This is a genomic window from Enterocloster sp. HCN-30185, assembly GCF_037890305.1.
In the GTDB taxonomy this organism is placed as follows: domain Bacteria; phylum Bacillota; class Clostridia; order Lachnospirales; family Lachnospiraceae; genus Enterocloster.
The window spans coordinates 55,349-77,464 of the sequence record NZ_JBBKBT010000001.1 but is presented as its reverse complement, the minus strand read 5'-3'; the positions used below and the strand labels follow the sequence as shown (position 1 = coordinate 77,464).

Here is a 22,116-nt window from a genome sequence, read left to right as displayed (position 1 = left end):
TTTTGTATCCGTTTTTCCGTATAATGATGTGGATTGCAAAAAGGGGGTTATTTTATGCGCGAATGTGGAATTTTGCTTCCTGTGGCAAGCCTGCCCTCACGGTATGGCATCGGAGCCTTTTCAAAGGAAGCCTATGAATGGATTGACCGTTTAAAGCAGGCGGGACAGGGCTTTTGGCAGGTGCTTCCCTTTGGCCCTACGGGCTATGGGGATTCGCCCTACCAGTCCTTTTCCGCTTTTGCAGGAAATCCGTATTTTATCGACCTGGAGCAACTGATCCGGGAGGGCCTTTTGACAAAGGAAGAGTGTGATAAGGCTGATTTTGGGGATTCCAGGCGGTATATTTCCTATGACCGGATCTACAGGGAGCGGTTTCCGCTGCTTAGAAAGGCCTATGATCGGTGGAAGGATGGGCTGGCTCGGAAGGGGACTGCGGGGAAAGAATCTGCAGAGAATACGTGCGGCGTTCTGGAGCAGGTTCACGGTCTGGCCCTTGAAACTCTTGGGCCGGAAACAAGGGAATACTGCTTTTATATGGCTTTGAAGGATCATTTCCAGTCAAAAAGCTGGAATCTCTGGGAGCGCGGGATCCGTCTTAGGGAGCCGGAGGCGCTGAAAGCCTACGGCAGCCTTCTCACCGATGAGATCGGGTTTTATGAGTTTCAGCAGATGAAATTTGAAGAGCAGTGGACAGCGTTAAAAAATTATGCCAATAAACAGGGGATCCGGATCATCGGAGATATTCCCATCTATGTAGCTTTTGACGGCGCGGACAGCTGGTGCCATCCGGAGCTGTTTCAGTTTGATGAGGAAAATCTGCCAAAGGCAGTAGCGGGCTGTCCGCCGGATGCCTTTGCAGAGACGGGGCAGCTTTGGGGAAATCCTCTTTATGATTGGGGATATCATGAGAAAACCGGCTATGAATGGTGGATCCGGCGGATGGAATACAGCCTTCGGATGTATGACGTAGTGCGGGTCGACCATTTCAGAGGCTTTGAAGCCTATTATTCCATTCCCTACGGCGATGCGACAGCAGAGTTCGGACACTGGGAAAAGGGGCCGGGAATGGCGCTGTTTCAGGCGCTGGAGGCGCACTTTGGGGATGAGCTTCCGGTGATCGCAGAGGATCTGGGATTTCTTACCCCTGAGGTCTATGAACTTTTGGAGAAAACAGGATTTCCGGGGATGAAGGTTTTGGAGTTTGCCTTTGACGATTCAGAGGAAAGCAGCTATCTTCCTCATAATTATACGGAAAACTGTGTAGTTTATACGGGAACCCACGACAATGATACGCTTGCAGGCTGGTTTGACTCCATGAGCAAAAAGAACCGGAGCTTTGCCAGAGAGTACATGGGAAGTCGCCGGGTTCCAAAGAAGGAGCTTCACTGGCAGTTTATCCGTCTGGCTCTGGAAAGCCCTGCTAGACTGGCTGTGATCCCCATTCAGGATTATCTGGGCCTCGGCACAGAAGCCCGGATCAATGAGCCTTCCACATTAGGGAAAAACTGGAAATGGAGGCTGCTTCCGGGAGAAGTGGATCAGACCTTGGTTGAAAAATGCCGCAGGTTGGCAAAGATTTACGGAAGACTGGCAAAAAACAGTTGAATTAATAAAATCTTCTGATTATAATCGGTAAAAATTCATGGATTTTGTGTCATTTTCTGATAAAATAAAGATAAGAATAATCAGGAGGTGGCGGCTATGAAGAAGGAAACGAATGTAAAAAGAACAGGATGCTATATCAGACGGAATCGCTTTATTTTAGGAGCAGCAGCGGGCCTTCTTCTGGCAGCTGCCCTCCCCTTTGGAGCGTTGGGAGCAGAAAAAGGCTGGCAGATGGTGGACGGAGCAGAGCGCTATGTGGATGAGACTGGCAGCATCGTTACGGAGCAGTGGAAACACCGGGACGGAAACTCTTATTACCTGGATGAAAACGGTGAGATCGCAGCAGACGCCTGGATCCAGGGAACCTGGCACGTAGATGAAACAGGAGCCATGGAAAAGGAAACATGGATCTATGAGGATGGTTCCTCCCAGATGGCGAAAGGCTGGTACTATCTGGGCCCCAGTGGAAAAGCAGAAAAGAATGACTGGAAAAAACTGGGAGATGTCCGGTACAGCTTTGACAGCCAGGGACGGATGCGCACAGGCTGGCATTATGAAAATGGGGATATCTATTATCTGGGAGATGAAAACCAGGGATATACCCAGATCGGCTGGCGTTATCTGGAAAGCGACGGGAAGAAGGGGCCGGCAGAAGGCTCTGTTTCCAAAGCGCTGGCTCCCGGAGAACCCGGAGGACAGTGGTATTATTTTAACTCTTCGGGAAAGGCCAGACGGGCAGAGGTGGGCTCCTATAAGGAAAGCGAGATTGACGGCCATCGTTACTATTTTGATGCCAACGGCGTGATGGCGACCGGATGGCGCTGCGTAAGGGAACAGGCAAAACCTGGAGACGGCACAGGGATTAGCCGTTTTGTGTATCTGGGCGGAAAAGACGAAGGGATGCTTAAGAGCCAGTGGCTTGAAACAGAGGAACGGCCCTGGGACAGCCCGGAATGGGAGCAGGCCTTATCAAAAGAAGCCCGCCGTGCAAAAAATGCTTCCGAGACGGCACAGACAAAGGAAGATATGACACGCCGTTTCTATCTGCAGCATGACGGTACTCCTACTTTTTTATCAGCAGATGCCGTGCAGATCTGGGATGCAGTGACAAAGCTGGATGGATCCTATTATTTCTTTGATTCCTACGGAGTACAGCAGAGCGGGCTGATTCGCATGACCTCAGGAGGAAAAACCGAGACGGCCTGGTTTGATCCGGATAAGGATGGCGCTCTTTTGACAGGAAAAGCGGAAGCCGTAAGGGATAAAAACGGCAAAACATTTGCCTTCTGTGCAGAAACCTCCGGTTCCTTAAAGGGAACAGGGGTAAACGGAGAAAAGGACGGTTTCCTTTATTATAACGGTCTTTTGGCTGCTGCTCCGAAAGGAACCGGCTATGCGTCCTTTAAGATCGGAGACAGGATCTGGACGGCGGATGAAAAGGGGCGGATCCAGACAGAGGGTAAGATGAGAAAGGCAGAGACGGCGGCGCTTCCGGCAGCAGGCTGGGAGATATCGTATGTGAGATAAAGAGGTTGCCAAACATATCCTCATCTGCTATACTTGATACACAAAAAATATAAATAAATCCGGCAGGAGCCGCCCGCTGCGGCGGCTCTTTCCGGATTTAAATTGCTCTAAAAATGAGGAGACCCCGGCTGTTTTAAGCCGGGGCAATTATGAAAAATCTATGTGCAAATATACTAGTAAGCAATGCGAAAAACATGATTTATTTATATAAAAAGTATAAGAAAAGGATATGAACGAATTGTGAACTAAATGTAAATAGATTATGAATCAAAGGGGATTTTTTAAAAGAGATCTCTGGGGTAAAGAGGGAGAGAAGATGGATCAGGAATTAAAGAGAAAAACGCTGGTGATTGGCCACAGAAATCCGGATACGGATTCAATCTGCTCGGCTGTATGCTATGCCAATCTGAAACGGGCAGTAACAGGAGAGGAGTATATTCCTGCCAGGGCGGGCCATGTGAATGGGGAAACAAGGTTCGTGCTGGATTATTTCGGCATGGAGGAGCCTGCTCTGGTGGAGGACGTACGGACGCAGGTAAGAGACATTGAAATCCGAAAGACAAAGGGCGTTGCGGACAATATTTCCTTAAAGCGGGCCTGGAATATCATGCAGGAAAATAATGTAGTCACCATTCCGGCGGTGCGGGAGGACGGCACTCTGGAGGGACTGATTACGGTAGGCGATATTACAAAGACCTACATGAATATTTATGATAGCAGCATTCTGTCTAAGGCCAATACCCAGTATTCCAATATTATTGAGACACTGGAGGCAGATCTGGTGATCGGTACGGCCGATGCCTATTTCAGCCAGGGAAAGGTGTTGATCGCGGCGGCAAATCCCGATCTGATGGAGTTTTACATCGAGCCCCATGATCTGGTGATTCTGGGAAACCGGTATGAATCCCAGCTTTGTGCCATTGAAATGGGCGCGGACTGCATCATTGTCTGTGAAGGCGCGGGAGTGTCCATGACTATCAAAAAGATTGCTCAGGAGCGGGGCTGTACGATTATTGCCACAACCTATGATACCTACACGGCAGCCCGTCTCATTAACCAGAGTATGCCCATCAGCTACTTTATGACGCGAGAGCACCTGATTACCTTTGAGAGCGATGATTATATTGATGAGATCCGTGACGTCATGGCGAATAAGCGTCACCGGGATTTCCCGATTCTGGATAAGGATGGCCGTTATCTGGGTATGATTTCCCGAAGAAACCTGCTGGGAGCTAAGGGGAAGCGGGTTGTGCTAGTGGATCACAATGAAAAGAACCAGGCAGTGGCCGGAATCGAAAATGCAGAGATTATGGAGATCATTGACCACCACAGGCTGGGAACCATTCAGACCATGTCTCCTGTATTTTTCCGCAATCAGCCTTTAGGCTGTACGGCTACCATTATTTATCAGATGTATCAGGAAGCCGGAGTAAAGGTGGAGCCAAAGATCGCAGGACTTCTCTGCAGCGCCATTGTGTCCGATACCCTGCTGTTCCGTTCTCCTACCTGTACGCCTATGGATGAGATGGCTGCCAGATCGCTGGCAGAGATTGCGGGAATTGAGATAGAAAAATACGCCATGGAAATGTTTGGTGCGGGAAGCAATCTGAAGGGAAAGAGCGACGAGGAGATCTTTTATCAGGACTTTAAGCGCTTTACTTCAGGAAAGATTGCTATCGGCGTTGGACAGATCACCTCTTTAAATGGAGATGAGCTGGAAAGCATCCGCCCAAGGGTTATCCATTATATGGAAAATGCCAGACAGGAAAACAGCCTGGATCTTGTATTTTTCATGCTGACAAATATTTTAACCGAATCGACAGACCTGATCTGCGAAGGAAACGGAGCGCTGCAGCTGGCGGAAAAGGCCTTTCATACAGAGCCGGATGAGTCCGGAGAACAGACAGAGCCTCTGGTACGTCTGCCGGGAGTGGTATCCAGAAAGAAGCAGCTGATCCCGGCGCTGATGCTGGCAGAGCAGGAGTAAAGGAAAGGACGGTATTTTTATGAGCAAAGAATACTGGAAGCCGGGCAATATGCTTTATCCGGTGCCCGCAGTGATGGTGAGCTGCGCCAGGGAGGGAGAAACTCCCAATATTATCACCGTAGCCTGGGCAGGCACGGTCTGTTCTGATCCTGCCATGGTATCGATTTCTGTGCGAAAGGAACGTTTTTCTCATAGGATCATTAAGGATACAGGGGAGTTTGTGATCAACCTGGTAAACCGCCCTCTGGTGCGGGCGACGGATTACTGCGGCGTAAAGTCCGGCCGGGATGTGGATAAGTTTAAGGAAATGCGTCTGACGCCTCAGCCCTCCCGATATATCAAGGCTCCGGGGATCGCAGAAAGTCCGGTAAATATTGAGTGTAAGGTAACTGAGGTAAAGGAACTGGGAAGCCATGACCTGTTTCTGGCTCAGGTAGTGGGAGTAACCATTGACAATCAGTACATGGATGCAAAGGGGAAATTTAACTTAAATTCCTCCGGTCTGGTATCCTATTCCCACGGTGAATATTTTGAACTGGGAAAGAAGCTGGGAAGCTTCGGATATTCTGTAAAGAAACCGGTGAAAAAGAAGAAGCGCTGAAGAACAGGAGGATGTGCAGGATGAAATCCAATATTACTATGATCGGTATGCCGTCTTCGGGTAAAAGTACTGTAGGCGTGCTGCTTGCCAAGCGTCTGGGCTTTTCCTTTGTGGATGTAGATATCGTGATCCAGGAAAAGGAAGGACGCCTTTTAAAGGAAATCATCGCAGATGAGGGAATGGACGGCTTTTTAGAGGTAGAAAACCGGATCAATGCGGGGCTGGATGTACGGCTTTCCGTGATCGCTCCCGGAGGCAGCGTGATCTACGGGGAAGAAGCCATGAAGCATTTAAAGGAGATCAGCGAGGTGGTCTACTTAAAGATGAGCTATGAGGAAATGGAACGGCGCATCGGAAATGTAGTGGACAGGGGCGTTGCCTTAAAGCCGGGATTTACGCTCAGAGATCTCTATAATGAGCGGGTGCCTTTGTATGAAAAATATGCGGATATTGTTATCGACGAGGCGGGAAAGACGCCGGGAGATACAGTGGATGAGCTTCGCCGGGTCATTGAGGGAATGATGGATCAGGATAAGCTGCAGGCTGCTTTGGAGAAATGATTTTATAGTATATACATACAGGCGGCAGACGCCGGGCCTTTTAGAAGAGGGCTCCGGCAGTCTGCCGCCTGTTTTTGTGCTACAGCATTTCCATATATCGGATCAGCAGATGCAGCCCGGCAAAGCCTATTACAGCAAGCAGGGCTGCGATTGCCAGAGAAATCCTGAGAAATACCCGTTTATAGTACAGATACGCTCTGGCAAACTGGCTTTTGGGGCTGTCATTGGGCTCCTGATAAACAAGCTGCTTTAGGTACCGCCATCCGTAGAAGGGGATGTTCATGCACATAAAGGTATAGAACCAGTCCTCAGCCCCGTCCGGTTTTTCCGGTAAAATGGAAAATGAGGGCCTTTTTTTGCCGTTTTGCATGGAAGCTGTGTTATGTTTATTCATCGCCCCGTCCTCCTGGTCCATAGTATTCCATATTGTTCCACTTAAAGCGTTCCCGGCTTAAGGAGGAACGGAGACGGGCCTGGCTGGACTGGATTTCCAGTTGGGCCTCCTGTTCCTTTTTCGCCTCCTGTTCGGCTTCCTGTGCCTGAAGCTTTTCCCATTCTTCTGCGGTGGGAAGCGTGGAAATGCGGCTGATGGCTGTCTGAAGCCGGTCGGAGAGAGCATTTGCTTCCGGATCTCCTGCAATGAGGGAAAGCTTGTCAATGGCATCGTTTACCAGGCGTTCCGCGTCCTCTCTCTGGTATTCCAGCTCCTCTACCGTTTCAAGGGCCAGAAGGAAGCTGTTCTTTTTGGTGGCCTTGTCTTCTTCCAGACGCTGCTTCTCTGCCTCTTTGGCAGCTTCTTCTCTGGCTTTTTTCTCTTCGGCCGCTTTCTGCTCTTCATAGCGCCGGATTTCATCACCCATCTGGCTGATGATGGAGACAAAGTAATCATACCGCTGTTCCGTCTGCTCTAAGAGCAGTGCCCGCTGCTCTCCGTCGTCCAACAGGGGGAGACGGGAAGTGATAGAAGCATATTCATCCTTTACCGTATAGGTATCTTCCACAGAACGGATTTCTCTGGCACAGAACGCCTCTGCTTCCTGGGTCAGCTCTTCTAAAAGCGCAGCCTGTTCCTTTTCATGAAGGCTTTGCTGAGCCCGGAACTGAGCCGTGGTGCTGAAATAATCTTCGATCCCATTGGTTTCATCTGAACGCCGCTCTACGGTATCGGGCTGTTCCCAGTCAAGAGGGGGGAGCCCCTGGTGGATTTCGTCCATTACATTTTTCCAGATTTTTCCTGCGTAGGTGGCTCCGTAGATTCCCGGCATATTACGGGGGATATCGTAACCCACCCAGACGGCGGCTGTGTAGTAAGGGGTGTAGCCGCAGAACCAGGTATCCTTGCTGCTGTTTGTGGTTCCCGTTTTTCCGGCAGCGGGCATATCATTTTCCAGGCCAAGTCCCCGTCCGGTGCCGTAGGGGGAGGTAAATGTGCCTTTTAAGACGTCTGTGAGCATAAAGGCAGAATCGCTGCGGTAAACCTGCTTTGCAAAAGGCGTCATATCCTTTGTGAGCTCGCTCTCTTTTTCATGAAGGATTTTCACGATGCAGGTGCGGTCATTGTATACTCCGCCGTTTGCCAGTGTGCTGTAGCCCTTTGCCATATCAACTACCCGGACGCCGTTGGTAAAGCCTCCGATGCTTAAGGAGGGCACCTGATTGTCCACATAGCTCAGCTTCTGAAATTCCATTTCTCCCAGATAGCTCAGACCGAAATCAATGCCGATATCCTCTAAGATCTGCCAGGCCACAGTGTTTAAGCTGCGGTTTAAGGCTTCTCTTACGGTAACATTGCCAAAGTAGCGCCTGCCGCTGTTGGAAGGACCCTTCTCCCATTTGTGGTCATTGACCATGCGCGTGGGATAGTATTCCCCGGTGTCAAAGGCGGGTCCGTAGTCAATGAGGGGCTTAATGGTGCTTCCGGGCTGTCTGGCGCTTAAATAGGCCCGGTTAAAGGGATCATCCGCCCCGCGTCCTCCTACAATGGCCGTTACATAGTTGGTCTTGTTGTCTACGATCACACCGGCTCCCTGAAGGGCAAATTTTCCGTTTTCCTGAAGCTCTGTAAAGCCCGAAAGACTGGCGTCGATCTGCGTCTGGAGCACAGCCTGCAGTCCGCTGTCTAAGGAGGTGTAGATCTGAAATCCGCCTGCCCGTATCCGGTCTGACTGCTCGGAGTAGGCTGTAGTATAGCGTTCGGAGTAAAGGGTGTAATCTTCTTTGTTATCAAAGGTATACTGAAATTCAAAACCGTCCATTTTCATCAGCTCCAGGGCAGCGCAGTGAATGGCATAGCTGCTCTGATAATTTTCATCCGTGCCCTCTGTTTCCTTCTGTACGATTTTTAAAGGAGAAGAGACGGCTTTTTCATAGTCTTCATTTGACAGATACCCTACCTCGTTCATGCTTTTTAATACATCATCCCGTTTGTTTTTGGAAGCGTTCGGATGGGAAACCGGGTCATAGGCAGAGGGGCTGTTGCTGATGCCGATCAGCACAGCCGCTTCCTCAGGGGCCAGATCTTCGGCGTGTTTTCCAAAGTAATACAGACTGGCAGCTTCAACACCGTAGCAGCGGTGCCCGTAGAAATTCGTGTTGCAGTAAAACTCTATGATATCGGCTTTGGAGTATTTCTTTTCCAGTTCGGGAGCCAGCAGGATTTCCACAATCTTGCGGGTAAAGGTGCGCTCCTGGGTCAGATATGTATTTTTGATCACCTGCTGGGTAATGGTACTGCCGCCCTGAGTCACTTCCCCGCCATGCTTGATCAGGGCAAGACCGGCCCGGAAGGTGGCGATCCAGTCTACGCCGTTATGGTTTTTAAATCTCCGGTCCTCCTGGGCGATATAACCGTTCTGCAGGTTCATGCTGATGTGGTTAATATCCATATACTGATAATGACCCGCGTTGATCAGACCGATCTGTTTTCCGTCCTTATCGTAGATTACTGTATCGGACAGCATGGAAAAATCGGAACGGTCCATCTGAGCAAGCTTGTCATAGGCAATCTCCCGGCATTTGTCAAGCTCCGGTTTGACTGCTGCGTAGAGGATCAGTCCTGCTGCCGCCATGATAAGAAAGGCAGCGGTAAAGACAGAAAGAACTCCTTTAAAAAGCCAGCCGGTGATTCCTAGAGCCGTAACCAGACGGCGGCGTGAGCCGGGAGTCTGGAGTTTTTGCTTCTTATTAATATTCATGGCGCTATACCTCCCGGATCAGAAAATGCAGAACCTCCGGCGGAATATTGAGCCCCTGGCCCTGCATCTGGGTAAATGCAGTGAGAATCCGGCTTACGTCGCTTTCCTTCATGGGTACCAGACGGTTGTCCAGAGTGGTGGTTAATACCAGAAGGATGATATAGGCTGTTTCCTCCGGATATTCGCAGACCGCACCGTTTTCTGCCACAGCCTGCCGGAGGATATCTGCAAGAATAGGTCTTAAATGGGTGATAATGGCTTTGGCAAATTTCAGATGGATGAAGGCCCGCTCCTGGCCGTCGGGGGCGGCGTTAAAGGACTCCTGACGGCGCAGCTCCTTAGAGGCTTCCAGACAGGCGTGATAGATGATCTCCATTTTACAGAAGGCATCTATGTCTGAGGCAGCGGCCAGAGCCTTTCCCTTTTCCAGAACGCGGGAATAGGCCCGCTCAATGACTCCGTCCAGAATATCATTTTTAGAGGGAAAATAATAATAGATGCTTCCTTTTCCAATGCCGGCTTTCTGAGCGATCTCACTGACCGTAATGGAACGGGTATCAGCGGTTGTCATCAGCTGCTGCATGGCATCCAGGATTTTTTCGCGTTTATTCAGATACTGCATGATGTTCCTGCTTTCTTTTAGTGTCATATGGATGGTTTTCAGAATGGTTCGAGTATAGCATATGTGATATAAAAAATCCACACTTGACCACTGGTCGAAAATATGATATTGTAAGGCAGAAACGATTCGACTAGCGGTCGAAAACACGGAAAAACCAGGGAAAACCATGGGAACGCAGCAGGAGGGGGAGTATGATCTACGCAGCCGCATACCGGCCGGAGGGCAGGAAATGCGACCGGTCCAGAGAACATATCCTGGGAAGAAGGCTTCTTGAGCGGGGGCTTTTGCAGGAATATGGGAGAACCTGGGAGGTGATAGCTCCGGAAAATGGAAAACCCTTTCTAAAAGACAGTCCAGGAGTTTTTTTTAGTATCAGCCATACAGAGGGAATGGCCGTCTGTGCGGTCTGCAGCCATCCAGTAGGGATTGATATCCAGGTCCGAAAGCCCTGCAGCAAAGGGCTGGTCAGGAGGATATGTTCTCCGGAAGAATATAGATGGATTTGTGAAAAGAAGGAGAAAGAGGCAGAGAAAACTGCGCTCCGTTTGTGGACGTTAAAGGAAAGCTATGCAAAGGCAGACGGCAGGGGACTTGCCTTTCCCTTTCGGCAGATTTCATTTGCAAACAGGCTGGAAAGAGAGCCGGAGTGTATTTTTTATGGGACAGCTTCCTTTGAACTTCCTCTGGATCTGGGAGATCGCCACGGTTTTACAGCAGATATCCCCGGCTGGCGCTTTTTTGAGGCCCAGCTGGGAGATGCGTATCATATAGGGGTCTGTATGAGGGATACGGATCCGGATAAAAAAGGAGCGGCAGGATGAAAATAAAGTGGATGTTGGGAATGGGAGCCGGAGCGGCAGCTTTGCTTGCTGCGGGAGAGTATGCGCTGGCGCGCTATTTTCTGCGCCGGACGCTGATGCGGGGAAAGGCGGATAATAAGCGGACCCAGAAAATGGCAGGTACGGACTGGAGCGTCTATCTGCCCTTTATGGAGGAAAACCGCCAGTGGTTTTTAAGCCAGCCCCATGAGGATGTGTACATACAGTCTGAGGATGGCTTAAAGCTTCACGGAACATACTTTCCGGGAAAGGATCCCAAACGGGCCGTGATCTGCTTTCATGGCTATACCAGCCGGGGACTGAATGATTACCCGTCCCTGGCCCGGTTTTATATGGGATGCGGGCTGGGCGTCCTGACGGTGGATGAGAGAGCCCATGGAGACAGCGAGGGTACCTATATCGGTTTTGGCTGTCTGGACCGTCTGGATGCAAAAAAATGGATGGAATACATGGCAGGGCGTCTGGGAGAGGACTGTGAGCTTCTGCTTCAGGGCATTTCCATGGGAGCCGCTACGGTGGATATGGCAGTAGGACTTGAGCTTCCGCCGCAGGTAAAGGGGGCTGTTTCCGACTGCGCCTTTACCTCTGCCAAAGAGGTATTTACCTCTGTTCTTAAGACAACCTATCATATGCCGGCATTTCCCTTAATGGATCTGTCCGACCGGATGGCAAAAAAGGAAGCCGGATATGGCCTGGATGAGTGCAATGCCAGAGATGAGGTAAAAAAGGCTAAGATCCCCATGCTGTTTATCCACGGATCAAAGGATACCTTTGTGCCCTGCTCTATGGTGCATGAGCTCTACGAAGCCTGCGCTGCTCCAAAGGATCTTCTGATCATAGAGGGAGCTTCCCATGCAGAGGCATATTATAAGGATCGTCCGGCTTATGAGGCGGCTGTAAGGAAACTGATGGAACGTGCATTTACGAAAGGGGTATGTGAGGAATGAAAACGAGAAGGGGCTGTAAGGTATATCCGCTGACCGAGGCGCAGAAGCTGCATTTTTACTGTCTGAAATACTGTCCCCAAAAGCAGGTATTAAATATCGGCTCCAGCCTGACTATTGAGATCGATCTGGACTGGGAGGTGCTGCGGGAGAGCATTAAGGAAGCGATTTCCCGCTGCGAGGGAATGCGGATCCGTTTTGCCCATGACAAAAAAGAGGGAAAAGAGTACCAGTATGTGGTAAAGGAGGATCACTCTGAGATCGGACACTTTGACTTTTGCGGCTGGAAAATGGAGGACGCAGAGGCGAAGATGAGGGAGTGGACCGAGCTTCCCTTTGAGCGTTACGATTCTCCCATGCACCGCATTGTGATGATCCGCCTTCCAAACGGCTTTCAGGGAACCTATGTGTGCGTAGACCACATGACCATGGATGCCCAGTCCCTGATCCTGTTTTACAGGGATATCATTGAAATCTACAGCCATAAGATGTTTGGAGACGAGGTGATTGCTTATCCAAAGGCCATGACCTCTTACATAAAGCAGCTGGAAAAGGATCTGGCTTATGAGGCGGGAAGTACATCCAGCCAGAGAGACCGGGAATTTTTTGAAAAGCTGATCGGCACATCGGAGCCGATCTTTAACAGCATCTACGGTCCAGGGCTTCTTGAACAGCAGAGAAAGGCTTCCGGCAACCCGGATCAGAGGGCGGCCCGCACCATTCCGGAGGATGTATCAGCCAATATTACCACTTTCCGGCTGGAACCGGAGCCGTCGGAACGGCTTTTAACGTTCTGTGAGGAACACAGGATCTCCATGACCTGCCTTCTGCTCATGGGCCTTAGGACCTATCTTCAGAAGCAGAACGGAAATGAGGATGTTTCTCTTACGACCACTATTGCAAGAAGGGCCACTCTGACCGAGAAGCGATGCGGCGGTACCAGGATCCACTGCTTCCCCTTTAGGACCATTATTTCACGGGACAAGACCTTCTTAGAGGGAATGGAGATCATCCGGGATACACAGAATCAGTATTTCCGGCACGCAAGCTACAGCCCTACGGAGTATTTTAATTACAGAAAGAAATTTTATAACCTGGAAGACGGCCTGACCTATGAGCCCCTGGCTCTGACCTATCAGCCTCTGGCTATGAAATATGAGGGGCCGGGCCTTGATAAGATGGGCGGGATCCGCTATGATACAGCCCGTTACTCCAATGGTGTGGCAGGACAGCCGCTGTATCTGACTGTGAGCCACCGCGCTCTGGACGATGGTCTGGATTTCTGCTTTGAGTACCAGACCGGTATTGTGACGCCCCAGAAACTGGAAGAGGTATACTACTATCTGTGCAGGATCATTTTCAGAGGTGTGGAGGACTGCAGCAGGACGGTAGGAGAGATTATTGACATGGTATAAAAAGAGGGAGAAAAAGGATATGTTTGAAGAGTTAAAAGAGATGATCTGTGAGTATGTAGATGTAGAACCGGGAGAAATCCGGGAGGATTCCCGTTTTGTGGAGGACTTGGGCTTTAATTCCTATGATTTTATGAGTATGGTCGGAGAGATCGAGGAGCACTGGGACGTTGAAGTGGACGAGCGGGAAGTGGTCAATGTAAAGACAGTAAAGGACGCCATGGAGTATATCCAGTCCCTGCAGCAGGCTGTCTGAGGCGGGAACGAGGAAGGAGAAGGAATGGAAGCAAATACATTACAGGAGATCATAAGCCGGGCGGCTGATTCTTACGGCAGCCAGACCGCGTTCCGCTATAAGGTAAAGCGGGAGCTTGAGGAAAAGACCTATGAAGATCTGCACAGGGATACCATGGCCTTTGGACGTATGCTGGAAGAAAAGGGGATGAGAGGAAAGCATATTGCTGTCATCGGCCCTACCAGCTATGGATGGATCACTTCATATTTTGGCGCGGCAAACAGTAAAAGTGTGGCAGTTCCCATTGATGTACAGCTTCCTGCAGAGGCAGTCTGTGAACTCCTAAACCGGGCAGATGTGGAAATGCTGGTGTTTGATGAGGTGAGGATGGATGTGGCAGAGGCGGCCGCTTCTTCCTGTCCAAAGATCCGTGAGTTTCTTTCCATCCAGTCTCTGCCCGAGCTTTTAGAGGCATACCGGGGAGAATTTCACTGTGAGGTAAAACCGGAGGATCTGTGTACCATTCTTTTTACCTCAGGAACCACAGGAAAGAGCAAGGGCGTTATGCTGACCCACCGGAATCTGGCGGACAATGCCCTGTGTCTGGATATGAAGATCCCTCAGGGAACCGTATCCCTGACCGTTCTTCCCATTAACCATGTGTACTGTCTGACCATGGACATTATAAAGGGCATTTCCATTGGAATGATCATCTGCATCAATGATTCGATCATGCGGTTCCAGAGAAATTTAAAGCTGTTCCAGCCGGAAATCGTGCTTTTGGTGCCTATGATCATCGAATCGCTGGCAGGAAAATTAAAGGAGATCGATCCGTCTGTTCCAAAGGAACAGGCTGCAGCGGCCATATTCGGCGGAAAGCTTAAGACCATCTGCAGCGGAGGCGCTTACCTCGATCCGGACTGTATCCGTCTTTTTAAGGAGTTTGGCATCACCATTCTTCAGGGATACGGCATGACGGAGTGTTCTCCTGTGATCAGCACCAATCTGGAGTGGGAAAATAAGATCGGATCCGTAGGAAAACTTCTGCCAAACTGCGAGGCAAAGACCGTGGATTACGAGCTCTGGGTACGGGGAAGCAGCGTGATGCAGGGATATTACAAGATGCCTGAGGAAACGGCTGCCGCTCTGGAGGACGGCTGGTTAAAGACAGGAGACTTAGGCTATGTGGACGAGGATCGCTTTGTATTTCTTACCGGCCGCAGAAAGAACCTGATCATCCTTGCAAACGGGGAAAATGTATCTCCTGAGGAGCTGGAAAATGAGCTGGGACGCAATGATCTGGTAAAAGAGATTCTGGTGCGCGAGCATGAGAAGGTCATCGAGGCAGAGATCTTCCCGGATCCGGAATATATGGAAAAGCATACGATTACAGAGCCAGAGCCGCTTCTTCAGGAGCTGGTTGACCGCCTGAATGGGTCTATGCCTGTCTATAAGCGCATTGCCAGGCTGATCGTGAGAGAAGTACCTTTTGAACGAACAGCCGCAGGAAAAATCAAGCGGTTTTAAAGCAAAACAGAATAAAGGAAAATGAATGGCCTTGTCCTCTGAGGATGGGGCTTTTTCATGTTTTTTTCAGGAAATGTTTGAAATCTCCGGAATTGGGAATCCTATGAGTGTATGAATGAAGTGATGAAACTCAAAATAAGGAGACAAGCCATGGAACGAAATTCAGACTGGAATGGAAATAGACAGACGTACCGCCCGGTGATCCGGGGAGACCTCTTTTATGCAGACCTTTCACCGGTCAGGGGATCGGAGCAGGGAGGGATCCGGCCAGTTTTAGTCATCCAGAATGACACGGGAAACCGCCACAGCCCGACGGTGATCGTAGCTGCCATTACCAGCCGAACCACCAAGGCGGCGATTCCTACCCATGTAAGCCTGGATAAGACATTGTGCGGACTAAAACAGGATTCTACGGTGCTTACAGAGCAGATCCGCACCATTGACCGCAGCCGCTTAAAGGAATACATAGGGCACCTGGACCGGCGGCAGATGGGCGGTGTGGACCGCGCCATGGCAGCTAGCCTGGGGCTGGAATGGTATTTCCGGTCTGGCAGAAATATGTCTGGCAGTTATGAGATTATGGCACAAACATAACCTGAAAGAATAAAAAATATGAAAATACGGTATGTTCTATCTGATTGACTTCCGAATAAAAGGGATTATAATGACAGTTATTCCAGAAGGAAGGAGATAAGAGTATGAACACACTTGTAATTGTAATGATCGCAGCGGTATGTCTTTTGGCGGGATATACCCTGTATGGCCGTTGGCTGGCAGAAAAATGGGGCATAGATCCCAAGGCCAAAACGCCTGCCTGTGCACTGGAAGACGGACAGGATTATGTGCCTACAGACGGATGGACGGTATTCGCCCACCAGTTTTCATCCATTGCGGGGGCCGGCCCTGTGACCGGAGCGATCCAGGCCGCTGCTTTTGGATGGCTGCCCGTGCTTTTGTGGGTGATCCTGGGAGGCATTTTCTTTGGAGCAGTTACGGATTTCGGAGCACTGTATGCCAGTGTAAAGAATGAAGGAAAGTCCATGGGGCTTCTGATCGAGCGGTATATTGGAAAGACAGGGAGAAAACTGTTTCTTTTATTTTGCTGGCTTTTTACCCTGATCGTAATCGCAGCTTTTGCAGATATGGTGGCAGGTACGTTTAACGCATATACCGTGGCTGACGGAGCGGCAGTTCTTTCTCCGGCCGCACAGACCAATGGAGCGGCAGGAAGTATTTCCCTTCTGTTTATTGTATTTGCGATGATATTTGGAGTGATCCAGAAAAAACTACAGTTAAAGGGCTGGAAGAAAACGGCAGCGGGACTGGCCTGTACGGCGGCTGCTCTTGGGATTGGAATGGCATTTCCGCTGGCAGCAGGAAAGGATACCTGGTCCTATCTGACCTTTGCATATATCTTCATGGCAGCCGTGCTCCCCATGTGGCTTCTGATGCAGCCCAGGGATTATATGACAACCTTTATGTTTGCCGGCATGATCATTGGTGCTGCGGCGGGTCTGGCAGTGGCGCATCCGTCCATGAACCTCCCTGCATACACAGGCTTTAAAAATGCATCCATGGGAGATATGTTTCCTATTCTGTTTGTTACGGTAGCCTGCGGAGCTGTATCCGGATTTCACAGCCTGGTATCATCAGGAACTTCATCCAAGACCATTTCCAATGAAAAGGATATGCTGAAAGTGGGATATGGAGCAATGGTTCTGGAAAGTCTTCTGGCAGTTTTGGCCCTGTGTGTGGCAGGCGCTGCTGCAGGAGCAGACGGAACGCCTGCTGTGGGTACTCCCTTCCAGATCTTTTCAGCCGGTGTGGCAGGATTTCTGGAAATGTTTGGAATCCCTATGTATGTAGCCCAGTGCTTTATGACCATGTGTGTATCAGCTCTGGCTCTTACAAGCCTTGATTCCGTTGCAAGAATCGGCCGTATGTCCTTTCAGGAGCTGTTCAGTACAGATGATATGGAACAGGCGGAGCACTGGAGGCAGGTGGTATGCAATAAATATTTTGCAACTATGATCACATTAGCCTGCGGCTTTATCCTGACAAAAATCGGATATTCCAATATCTGGCCTCTTTTTGGAAGCGCCAATCAGCTTTTGAGTGCTCTGGTTCTCATTACGCTGTGCGTCTTTTTAAAGGTTACGGGCAGAGAAAACAGAACGCTGTTCCCTCCGCTTATTATCATGCTCTGCGTTACCTTTACCGCTTTAATTGAGCGTTCCATTGCACTTGTTCATGCTTTTGGCGCAGGAAGCGCCGTATTTATGGTAGAGGGACTGCAGCTGATCATTGCCGCTCTTTTAATGGTTCTCGGTGTGATCATCGTGTATACCTCCGGTCGTGAGCTGTTTCGGAAAAAGGAGGTTCGGGAAAAGAGCGTGGGAAAGACCGGTATTCAGGCAGGCGCATAAATGATCCAGGGGAAAAATGAGTATTTAAGAAAATAAGAAAAACGGACGGAATCCCGTTGAGGGCCGTCCGTTTTTATGGATTTGAGCTGTTCGAACGCTGGAGGCGATTCTGTTTTTCCGGCGGTGAGGATGGAAAAACAGGAAAAAATGTGCTATAGTAAGGGATGGCATCCAGAGGGTGCCAGAGAGGAGAATGTACTGTGAAAAAACAAATTTCTGTATTGACTGCACTCTTAACTGCAGCAGCCTTCGCTGTAACCGGCTGCGGCGCAGCTGGCGATAACGCGGCTCCTTCCGCTTCTTCCAAGGCAGCTTCTCAGGAGGTTCCAGAGGAAACGGAACATTCAGAGGCAGAATCCACTGAGGCAGAAAATACCGGTTCTGAGGCGGTTTCAGAAGAGGAGAAGGAAGGTTCCGGCGCATCCGCTGTCCGTGTGGGCTCCTTAAAGGGACCTACCTCTATGGGACTGGCCTATCTGATGGAAACTGCCAAAAACGGAGAAACTGCCAATACATATGAATTTACCATGGCAGGGAAGGCAGATGAGCTGGTAGGAAATATTGCAAACGGAAGCCTGGATATTGCGCTGGTGCCTGCCAATGTAGCCAGCGTGCTTTACAATAAGACGCAGGGGCAGGTAAAGGTCATTGATATCAATACACTGGGAGTTTTGTATGTAGTGGCTTCGGATGATTCCATTTCCACAATGGAAGATTTGAAGGGTAAAACCGTATATATGACAGGAAAAGGAACCACGCCGGAATTTGCCATGAATTATCTTCTGGCTGAAAACGGCCTTGGCTCCGGGGATGTAACCATGGAGTTTAAATCCGAGGCTGCAGAGGTTGCTTCTATATTAAAGGAAGATCCGTCTGCCATCGGCGTGCTCCCTCAGCCCTTTGCTTCAGCGGCCTGTATGCAGAATCCGGAGCTGAAAACAGTGATGGATCTGACCGAGCAGTGGGATCTTTTAAATAAGGAAGGAAACAGCCGGATGGTTACGGGAGTTACCATTGTCCGCACCGGATTTTTAGAGGAGCATGAGGCTGCTGTGGAGCGGTTTTTAAAGGATCATGCAGAATCTGCGGAGTATACATCTGCTGAGCCTGAAAAGGCCGCACAGCTGGTAGCTGATATTGGGATCGTAGAAAAGGCTGCTATGGCCCAGAAAGCGATGCCTCTCTGCAATATTGTATGCATTACCGGTGAAGAAATGAAACAGGCCCTTTCCGGCTATCTGGAGGTGCTTTCCGGACAGGATGCCAAGTCCATCGGCGGAACGCTTCCCGGAGATGACTTCTACTATCTGCCATAATGAAAAACATGAAAATATCTTCGCATTTAAAAACATATATGATATGGCTTTTCTGGGCGGTTCTCTGGCAGGCCGCTCACTTAGCCATCCAGAATGATGTGATTTTTGTGGGGCCCTTCGATATGCTTGGGGCCCTTTGGCAGCTTTTACCGGAAGTTTCCTTCTGGCAGACGCTGCTTCATTCATTTTTTAAGATCAGCGCCGGCTTTCTCATGGCTTTTGTTCTGGGGATTCTCCTGGGGTGGGCCAGTTACGCCTGTTCCTTTGTAAAGGATCTTCTGGAACCTCCCATGCTGCTGATCCGTTCCGTTCCCGTGGCCTCCTTTGTGATCCTGGCACTGATCTGGATCGGCTCTGACGGCCTGTCCGTGTTTATTTCATTTCTGGTTGTGATCCCTATGATCTATACGGGAACGCTGACCGGTCTGGAACATACGGACAGGGAGCTTTTGGAAATGAGCCGAGTTTTTTCGTTTTCCTTTTTCAAACGCCTTCGATATATATATATTCCGGCCGTTCACCCTTATCTTTTAAGCAGCTGCCGTACGGCTCTTGGGATGAGCTGGAAATCAGGAGTTGCGGCAGAGGTGATCGGCATACCTCAGGCGTCGATCGGAGAGCAGCTCTACTATTCCAAGCTCTATCTGGATACAGCGGGCCTGTTTGCCTGGACCTTTGCCATTATTGTGATCAGCGCTGTCTTTGAGCGCTTTTTTCTGAGCCTGCTTATGCGGGTACGCCACTGATGAGGAGGTTGTATGAAGCTTTGCATCGAGCATCTTTCTAAAAAATACGGAGAACTGCAGGTCCTTCGGGATCTGAGCCTGACGCTGGAGCAGGATGCCTGTTATTGCCTGATGTCGCCCTCAGGCTCAGGAAAAACAACCTTTCTTCGGATCCTCATGGGGCTTGAAACGGCTGACAGCGGAAGGATTTTTACTCAGGGGGGCCCTGGGTGGCCTTTGAGGATTTCGGCAGTTTTTCAGGAGGATCGTCTCTGTCCTTCCTTTTCCCCTATGGAAAATGTGCAGATGGCATTAAAAGAAAAATGGAAGGAAGAAAAACTGGCTCAGGCCATGACCTGCTTACTTCCTAAAGAATGCCTTACCCGCCCCGTGTCCACCTTGAGCGGAGGGATGAAGCGGCGCACCGCCATTCTGCGGGCCGTTCTTGCGCCTTCCCATATGCTTGTAATGGATGAACCCTTTACCGGGCTTGATGAGGCCCTTAAACTGGAGGTGATCCGCTATATTCTGGAAAACCGCCGGAACCGTTTCCTCCTGATCACAACCCATCAGGAGGAAGACGTAAAGCTCCTTGGCGGAGTCCGGATACAGCTGGATTAAGGGCTGCTTATCGGGGCTGGGGCGCCTGATCCGGATCAAAGGCCGGATTAAAGGCATAGAAATTCCGGCTGTCCAGTTTTTCCTGGGTGATTCGGAGGGTTTCACCGAACCGCTGGTAATGGACGATCTCACGTTCTCTCAGGAACTTGATAGGTTCGCATACGTCATAGTCTGTTACTACCCGGAGGATGTTGTCATAGGTACTCCGGGCTTTTTGTTCTGCTGCCATATCTTCATGAAGGTCTGTGATCACATCGCCCTTGGACTGGAATTCGCAGGCATTAAAGGGAATGCCGCCTGCGGCCTGAGGCCAGATTCCGGTGGCATGGTCAATATAATAGGGTCCGAAGCCCTGTTCTACCAGCTGCTCGGCTGTGAGGTTCCGGGTCAGCTGATGGACAATGGCGGCGATCATTTCCAGATGTGCTAGTTCCTCTGTGCCGATATCGGTCAAAACAGCCTTGCCTTCTTTATAAGGCATGGCGTAGCGCTGGGACAGATAGCGCATGGATGCGCCCATCTCGCCGTCGGGGCCGCCGTACTGACTCATAATAAACTGCGCCAGTTTGGCATTCGGCTCCTTAATATTTACCGGAAACTGGAGACGTTTTTCATAAATCCACATTATAAATTCCCTCCTTCCCATGGCCAGGGATCACTGACCCAGGTCCAGTAGGCATTTTCAGTCACATTGCCCGCATTTAAGGGGCCAAACTGGGCCTCATAGGCGGCTTTTGCGTTTTTGTAGGCTTCCATCATCTGATTGAGATAGGAGAGAGCTTCCATATCACAGGGATGAGTGTCCAGATAGAGATTGGCCTCCACCACGGCAAAGCTGGTCTGGTTTACTGCCTGGAGCATGGCTCCTCTTGATGGGTTCTGAAGATGTTCTGTCATCGTCCGCACCTCCCGTAATTAAATGGAAGATCCAGGTCAGGGAAGATGGTTCCCTGCATGAGGCCGCGTTCAGGCGCATAGGCAGTCTGCCACTGCTGCCACGGTACATAGGCCATAGCTACGGGGTGATGCTGCTCCAGATAACCGGCTGTGGTATCCGGGCAGTTCACGATGGGCCATACGGTACTTCCCTGATTCATATTTGTTCCTATCTGAGGATATCCTGTCTGGGGATATCCGGCTTCTCCATAAGGAAGGGACTGATTCATATCCCATCCGGGCCACATCTGGGGGGATGGTCCGGAATATTCCGGCTGTGCGGCCGGTCTGTCTGATACGCCGGGAACGACACGGCTTCTGCATCCGCATCCGCAGCTGCAGGTCGAAGCTTTTGCATCCATATATGCTTCCATTGTTTGAAATCTCCTTTTTATTCTTTCTTTATTATTTTATGAAGAGATACATAACAGGTGACGGTTTTTGCGCAGGAACACTTTGTCTCACTGTCCCATATGATATGGTACAACCAATTAAAAAAGGAGAGTAGAGATTATGTGTTGTCTTTTATGCTGTTGTAATAATGGATGCAGAAATGCAGAACAGAATGGAAATGGCTCTGGCTGTGGATGTCAAAACAGATGTGGCTGCGGATGCCAAAACAGATGCGGCTGCGGATGCAGGATTTCCGGCTGCTGCTGCGGCTGCCGAAACTGCAATACGGAGTCTGGCGGTACCGGAACGACCGGTTCCTGCGGCTGCGGCGGAACACAGGCAGCGGACAGGGAACGCCGGGCATACCGTCAGGGATACCGCGACGGCTGGAACTGGGGGTACTGGCAGGGCTGGAATGATGCTGTCTGGGGCCGGAATGGCAGAGACAGAAATAGCTGCGGAGATTAAAACGTATAAAAATTCAAATTGCAGGAAAAGTCCCGGCATTTACCGGGACTTCTCTGCATTTGTAACTGTTTTGACATGATGGGGATATTTGTTTGCAAACAGGTGGTTTTGTATAATATACAAAAATATGGAAGACTATATAATAATTCAATCAATCAAACATACATATTTTTGTTGG

At 50.0% G+C, this 22,116-nt stretch carries 21 protein-coding genes and 1 pseudogene; 16 read left to right on the top strand and 6 right to left on the bottom strand.

Going from position 1 to position 22,116, the window contains the following annotated elements; genetic code table 11:
* The first annotated feature begins 54 nt into the window (after nucleotides 1-54).
* From malQ to WKT10_RS00325, 5 genes and pseudogenes are all read left to right on the top strand, one after another.
* Nucleotides 55-1,605: a 4-alpha-glucanotransferase gene (gene malQ, locus WKT10_RS00345; protein WP_066544224.1), complete on the top strand. Its 1,551-nt coding sequence runs from the start codon at nucleotides 55-57 to the stop codon at nucleotides 1,603-1,605.
* 96 nt (nucleotides 1,606-1,701) lie between these two features.
* Nucleotides 1,702-3,132 (top strand): cell wall-binding protein, encoded by a 1,431-nt coding sequence (locus tag WKT10_RS00340; protein ID WP_340274691.1) that lies wholly within the window; start codon nucleotides 1,702-1,704, stop codon nucleotides 3,130-3,132.
* Between the two features lie 316 nt (nucleotides 3,133-3,448).
* Nucleotides 3,449-5,119, top strand: coding sequence for a putative manganese-dependent inorganic diphosphatase (locus WKT10_RS00335; protein ID WP_066544222.1), 1,671 nt, complete (start codon nucleotides 3,449-3,451; stop codon nucleotides 5,117-5,119).
* 19 nt (nucleotides 5,120-5,138) lie between these two features.
* Complete coding sequence (locus tag WKT10_RS00330; protein WP_066544221.1) at nucleotides 5,139-5,720, top strand: flavin reductase family protein; 582 nt, start codon at nucleotides 5,139-5,141, stop codon at nucleotides 5,718-5,720.
* A gap of 20 nt (nucleotides 5,721-5,740) precedes the next feature.
* Nucleotides 5,741-6,277: pseudogene (locus tag WKT10_RS00325) on the top strand (shikimate kinase); the annotation flags it as partial.
* A gap of 82 nt (nucleotides 6,278-6,359) precedes the next feature.
* On the opposite strand, the gene WKT10_RS00320 reads toward WKT10_RS00325, so the two are convergent.
* The 3 genes from WKT10_RS00320 to WKT10_RS00310 are packed head-to-tail and all read right to left on the bottom strand — an operon-like array spanning nucleotide 6,360 to nucleotide 10,096.
* Nucleotides 6,360-6,674 (bottom strand): hypothetical protein, encoded by a 315-nt coding sequence (locus WKT10_RS00320; RefSeq protein ID WP_066544217.1) that lies wholly within the window; start codon nucleotides 6,672-6,674, stop codon nucleotides 6,360-6,362.
* On the bottom strand, nucleotides 6,667-9,474 hold the full coding sequence (locus WKT10_RS00315) for a transglycosylase domain-containing protein (RefSeq protein WP_340274688.1): 2,808 nt from the start codon (nucleotides 9,472-9,474) through the stop codon (nucleotides 6,667-6,669). Before WKT10_RS00315 ends, WKT10_RS00320 begins: the two co-directional genes overlap by 8 nt.
* Nucleotides 9,475-9,478: 4 nt before the next feature.
* Entirely contained in the window at nucleotides 9,479-10,096 is a 618-nt protein-coding gene (locus WKT10_RS00310) for a TetR/AcrR family transcriptional regulator (RefSeq protein ID WP_337932426.1), read from the bottom strand.
* 191 nt (nucleotides 10,097-10,287) lie between these two features.
* Here WKT10_RS00310 and WKT10_RS00305 point away from each other — a divergent pair, with 191 nt between their 5' ends.
* From WKT10_RS00305 to WKT10_RS00260, 10 genes are all read left to right on the top strand, one after another.
* The gene (locus tag WKT10_RS00305; protein WP_337932424.1) at nucleotides 10,288-10,917 is read left to right on the top strand and encodes a 4'-phosphopantetheinyl transferase family protein; all 630 of its coding nucleotides are present in this window, start codon (nucleotides 10,288-10,290) and stop codon (nucleotides 10,915-10,917) included.
* Nucleotides 10,914-11,882: an alpha/beta hydrolase gene (locus tag WKT10_RS00300; protein WP_337434694.1), complete on the top strand. Its 969-nt coding sequence runs from the start codon at nucleotides 10,914-10,916 to the stop codon at nucleotides 11,880-11,882. Before WKT10_RS00305 ends, WKT10_RS00300 begins: the two co-directional genes overlap by 4 nt.
* Entirely contained in the window at nucleotides 11,879-13,294 is a 1,416-nt protein-coding gene (locus WKT10_RS00295; protein WP_337434695.1) for a condensation domain-containing protein, read from the top strand. The genes WKT10_RS00300 and WKT10_RS00295 overlap by 4 nt, the downstream gene beginning before the upstream one ends.
* Nucleotides 13,295-13,313: 19 nt before the next feature.
* Entirely contained in the window at nucleotides 13,314-13,547 is a 234-nt protein-coding gene (locus tag WKT10_RS00290; RefSeq protein ID WP_317438199.1) for an acyl carrier protein, read from the top strand.
* 24 nt (nucleotides 13,548-13,571) lie between these two features.
* A complete protein-coding gene (locus WKT10_RS00285; protein WP_340274681.1) occupies nucleotides 13,572-15,053 on the top strand; it encodes an AMP-binding protein in 1,482 nt (493 codons plus the stop codon).
* Between the two features lie 150 nt (nucleotides 15,054-15,203).
* Nucleotides 15,204-15,647: a type II toxin-antitoxin system PemK/MazF family toxin gene (locus WKT10_RS00280; RefSeq protein ID WP_337434697.1), complete on the top strand. Its 444-nt coding sequence runs from the start codon at nucleotides 15,204-15,206 to the stop codon at nucleotides 15,645-15,647.
* A 104-nt stretch (nucleotides 15,648-15,751) separates the two neighbouring features.
* Nucleotides 15,752-17,479 carry a carbon starvation CstA family protein gene (locus WKT10_RS00275; RefSeq protein WP_337434698.1) on the top strand — a complete coding sequence of 576 codons (1,728 nt, stop codon included), beginning with the start codon at nucleotides 15,752-15,754 and terminating at the stop codon, nucleotides 17,477-17,479.
* A 200-nt stretch (nucleotides 17,480-17,679) separates the two neighbouring features.
* The gene (locus WKT10_RS00270) at nucleotides 17,680-18,795 is read left to right on the top strand and encodes an ABC transporter substrate-binding protein (protein ID WP_340274675.1); all 1,116 of its coding nucleotides are present in this window, start codon (nucleotides 17,680-17,682) and stop codon (nucleotides 18,793-18,795) included.
* An 8-nt stretch (nucleotides 18,796-18,803) separates the two neighbouring features.
* Nucleotides 18,804-19,541 carry an ABC transporter permease gene (locus tag WKT10_RS00265; protein ID WP_417301358.1) on the top strand — a complete coding sequence of 246 codons (738 nt, stop codon included), beginning with the start codon at nucleotides 18,804-18,806 and terminating at the stop codon, nucleotides 19,539-19,541.
* Between the two features lie 12 nt (nucleotides 19,542-19,553).
* Entirely contained in the window at nucleotides 19,554-20,141 is a 588-nt protein-coding gene (locus WKT10_RS00260; protein ID WP_340274671.1) for an ABC transporter ATP-binding protein, read from the top strand.
* Nucleotides 20,142-20,148: 7 nt separating this feature from the next.
* Here WKT10_RS00260 and WKT10_RS00255 read toward each other — a convergent pair whose 3' ends face one another.
* The 3 genes from WKT10_RS00255 to WKT10_RS00245 are packed head-to-tail and all read right to left on the bottom strand — an operon-like array spanning nucleotide 20,149 to nucleotide 21,451.
* Complete coding sequence (locus WKT10_RS00255; RefSeq protein WP_066544185.1) at nucleotides 20,149-20,766, bottom strand: manganese catalase family protein; 618 nt, start codon at nucleotides 20,764-20,766, stop codon at nucleotides 20,149-20,151.
* On the bottom strand, nucleotides 20,766-21,038 hold the full coding sequence (locus tag WKT10_RS00250) for a spore coat protein CotJB (RefSeq protein WP_066544183.1): 273 nt from the start codon (nucleotides 21,036-21,038) through the stop codon (nucleotides 20,766-20,768). The genes WKT10_RS00255 and WKT10_RS00250 overlap by 1 nt, the downstream gene beginning before the upstream one ends.
* Nucleotides 21,035-21,451 (bottom strand): spore coat associated protein CotJA, encoded by a 417-nt coding sequence (locus WKT10_RS00245; protein ID WP_066544181.1) that lies wholly within the window; start codon nucleotides 21,449-21,451, stop codon nucleotides 21,035-21,037. The genes WKT10_RS00250 and WKT10_RS00245 overlap by 4 nt, the downstream gene beginning before the upstream one ends.
* 139 nt (nucleotides 21,452-21,590) lie before the next feature.
* Here WKT10_RS00245 and WKT10_RS00240 point away from each other — a divergent pair, with 139 nt between their 5' ends.
* The gene (locus tag WKT10_RS00240; RefSeq protein WP_340274666.1) at nucleotides 21,591-21,938 is read left to right on the top strand and encodes a hypothetical protein; all 348 of its coding nucleotides are present in this window, start codon (nucleotides 21,591-21,593) and stop codon (nucleotides 21,936-21,938) included.
* The last annotated feature ends 178 nt before the right edge of the window (nucleotides 21,939-22,116 follow it).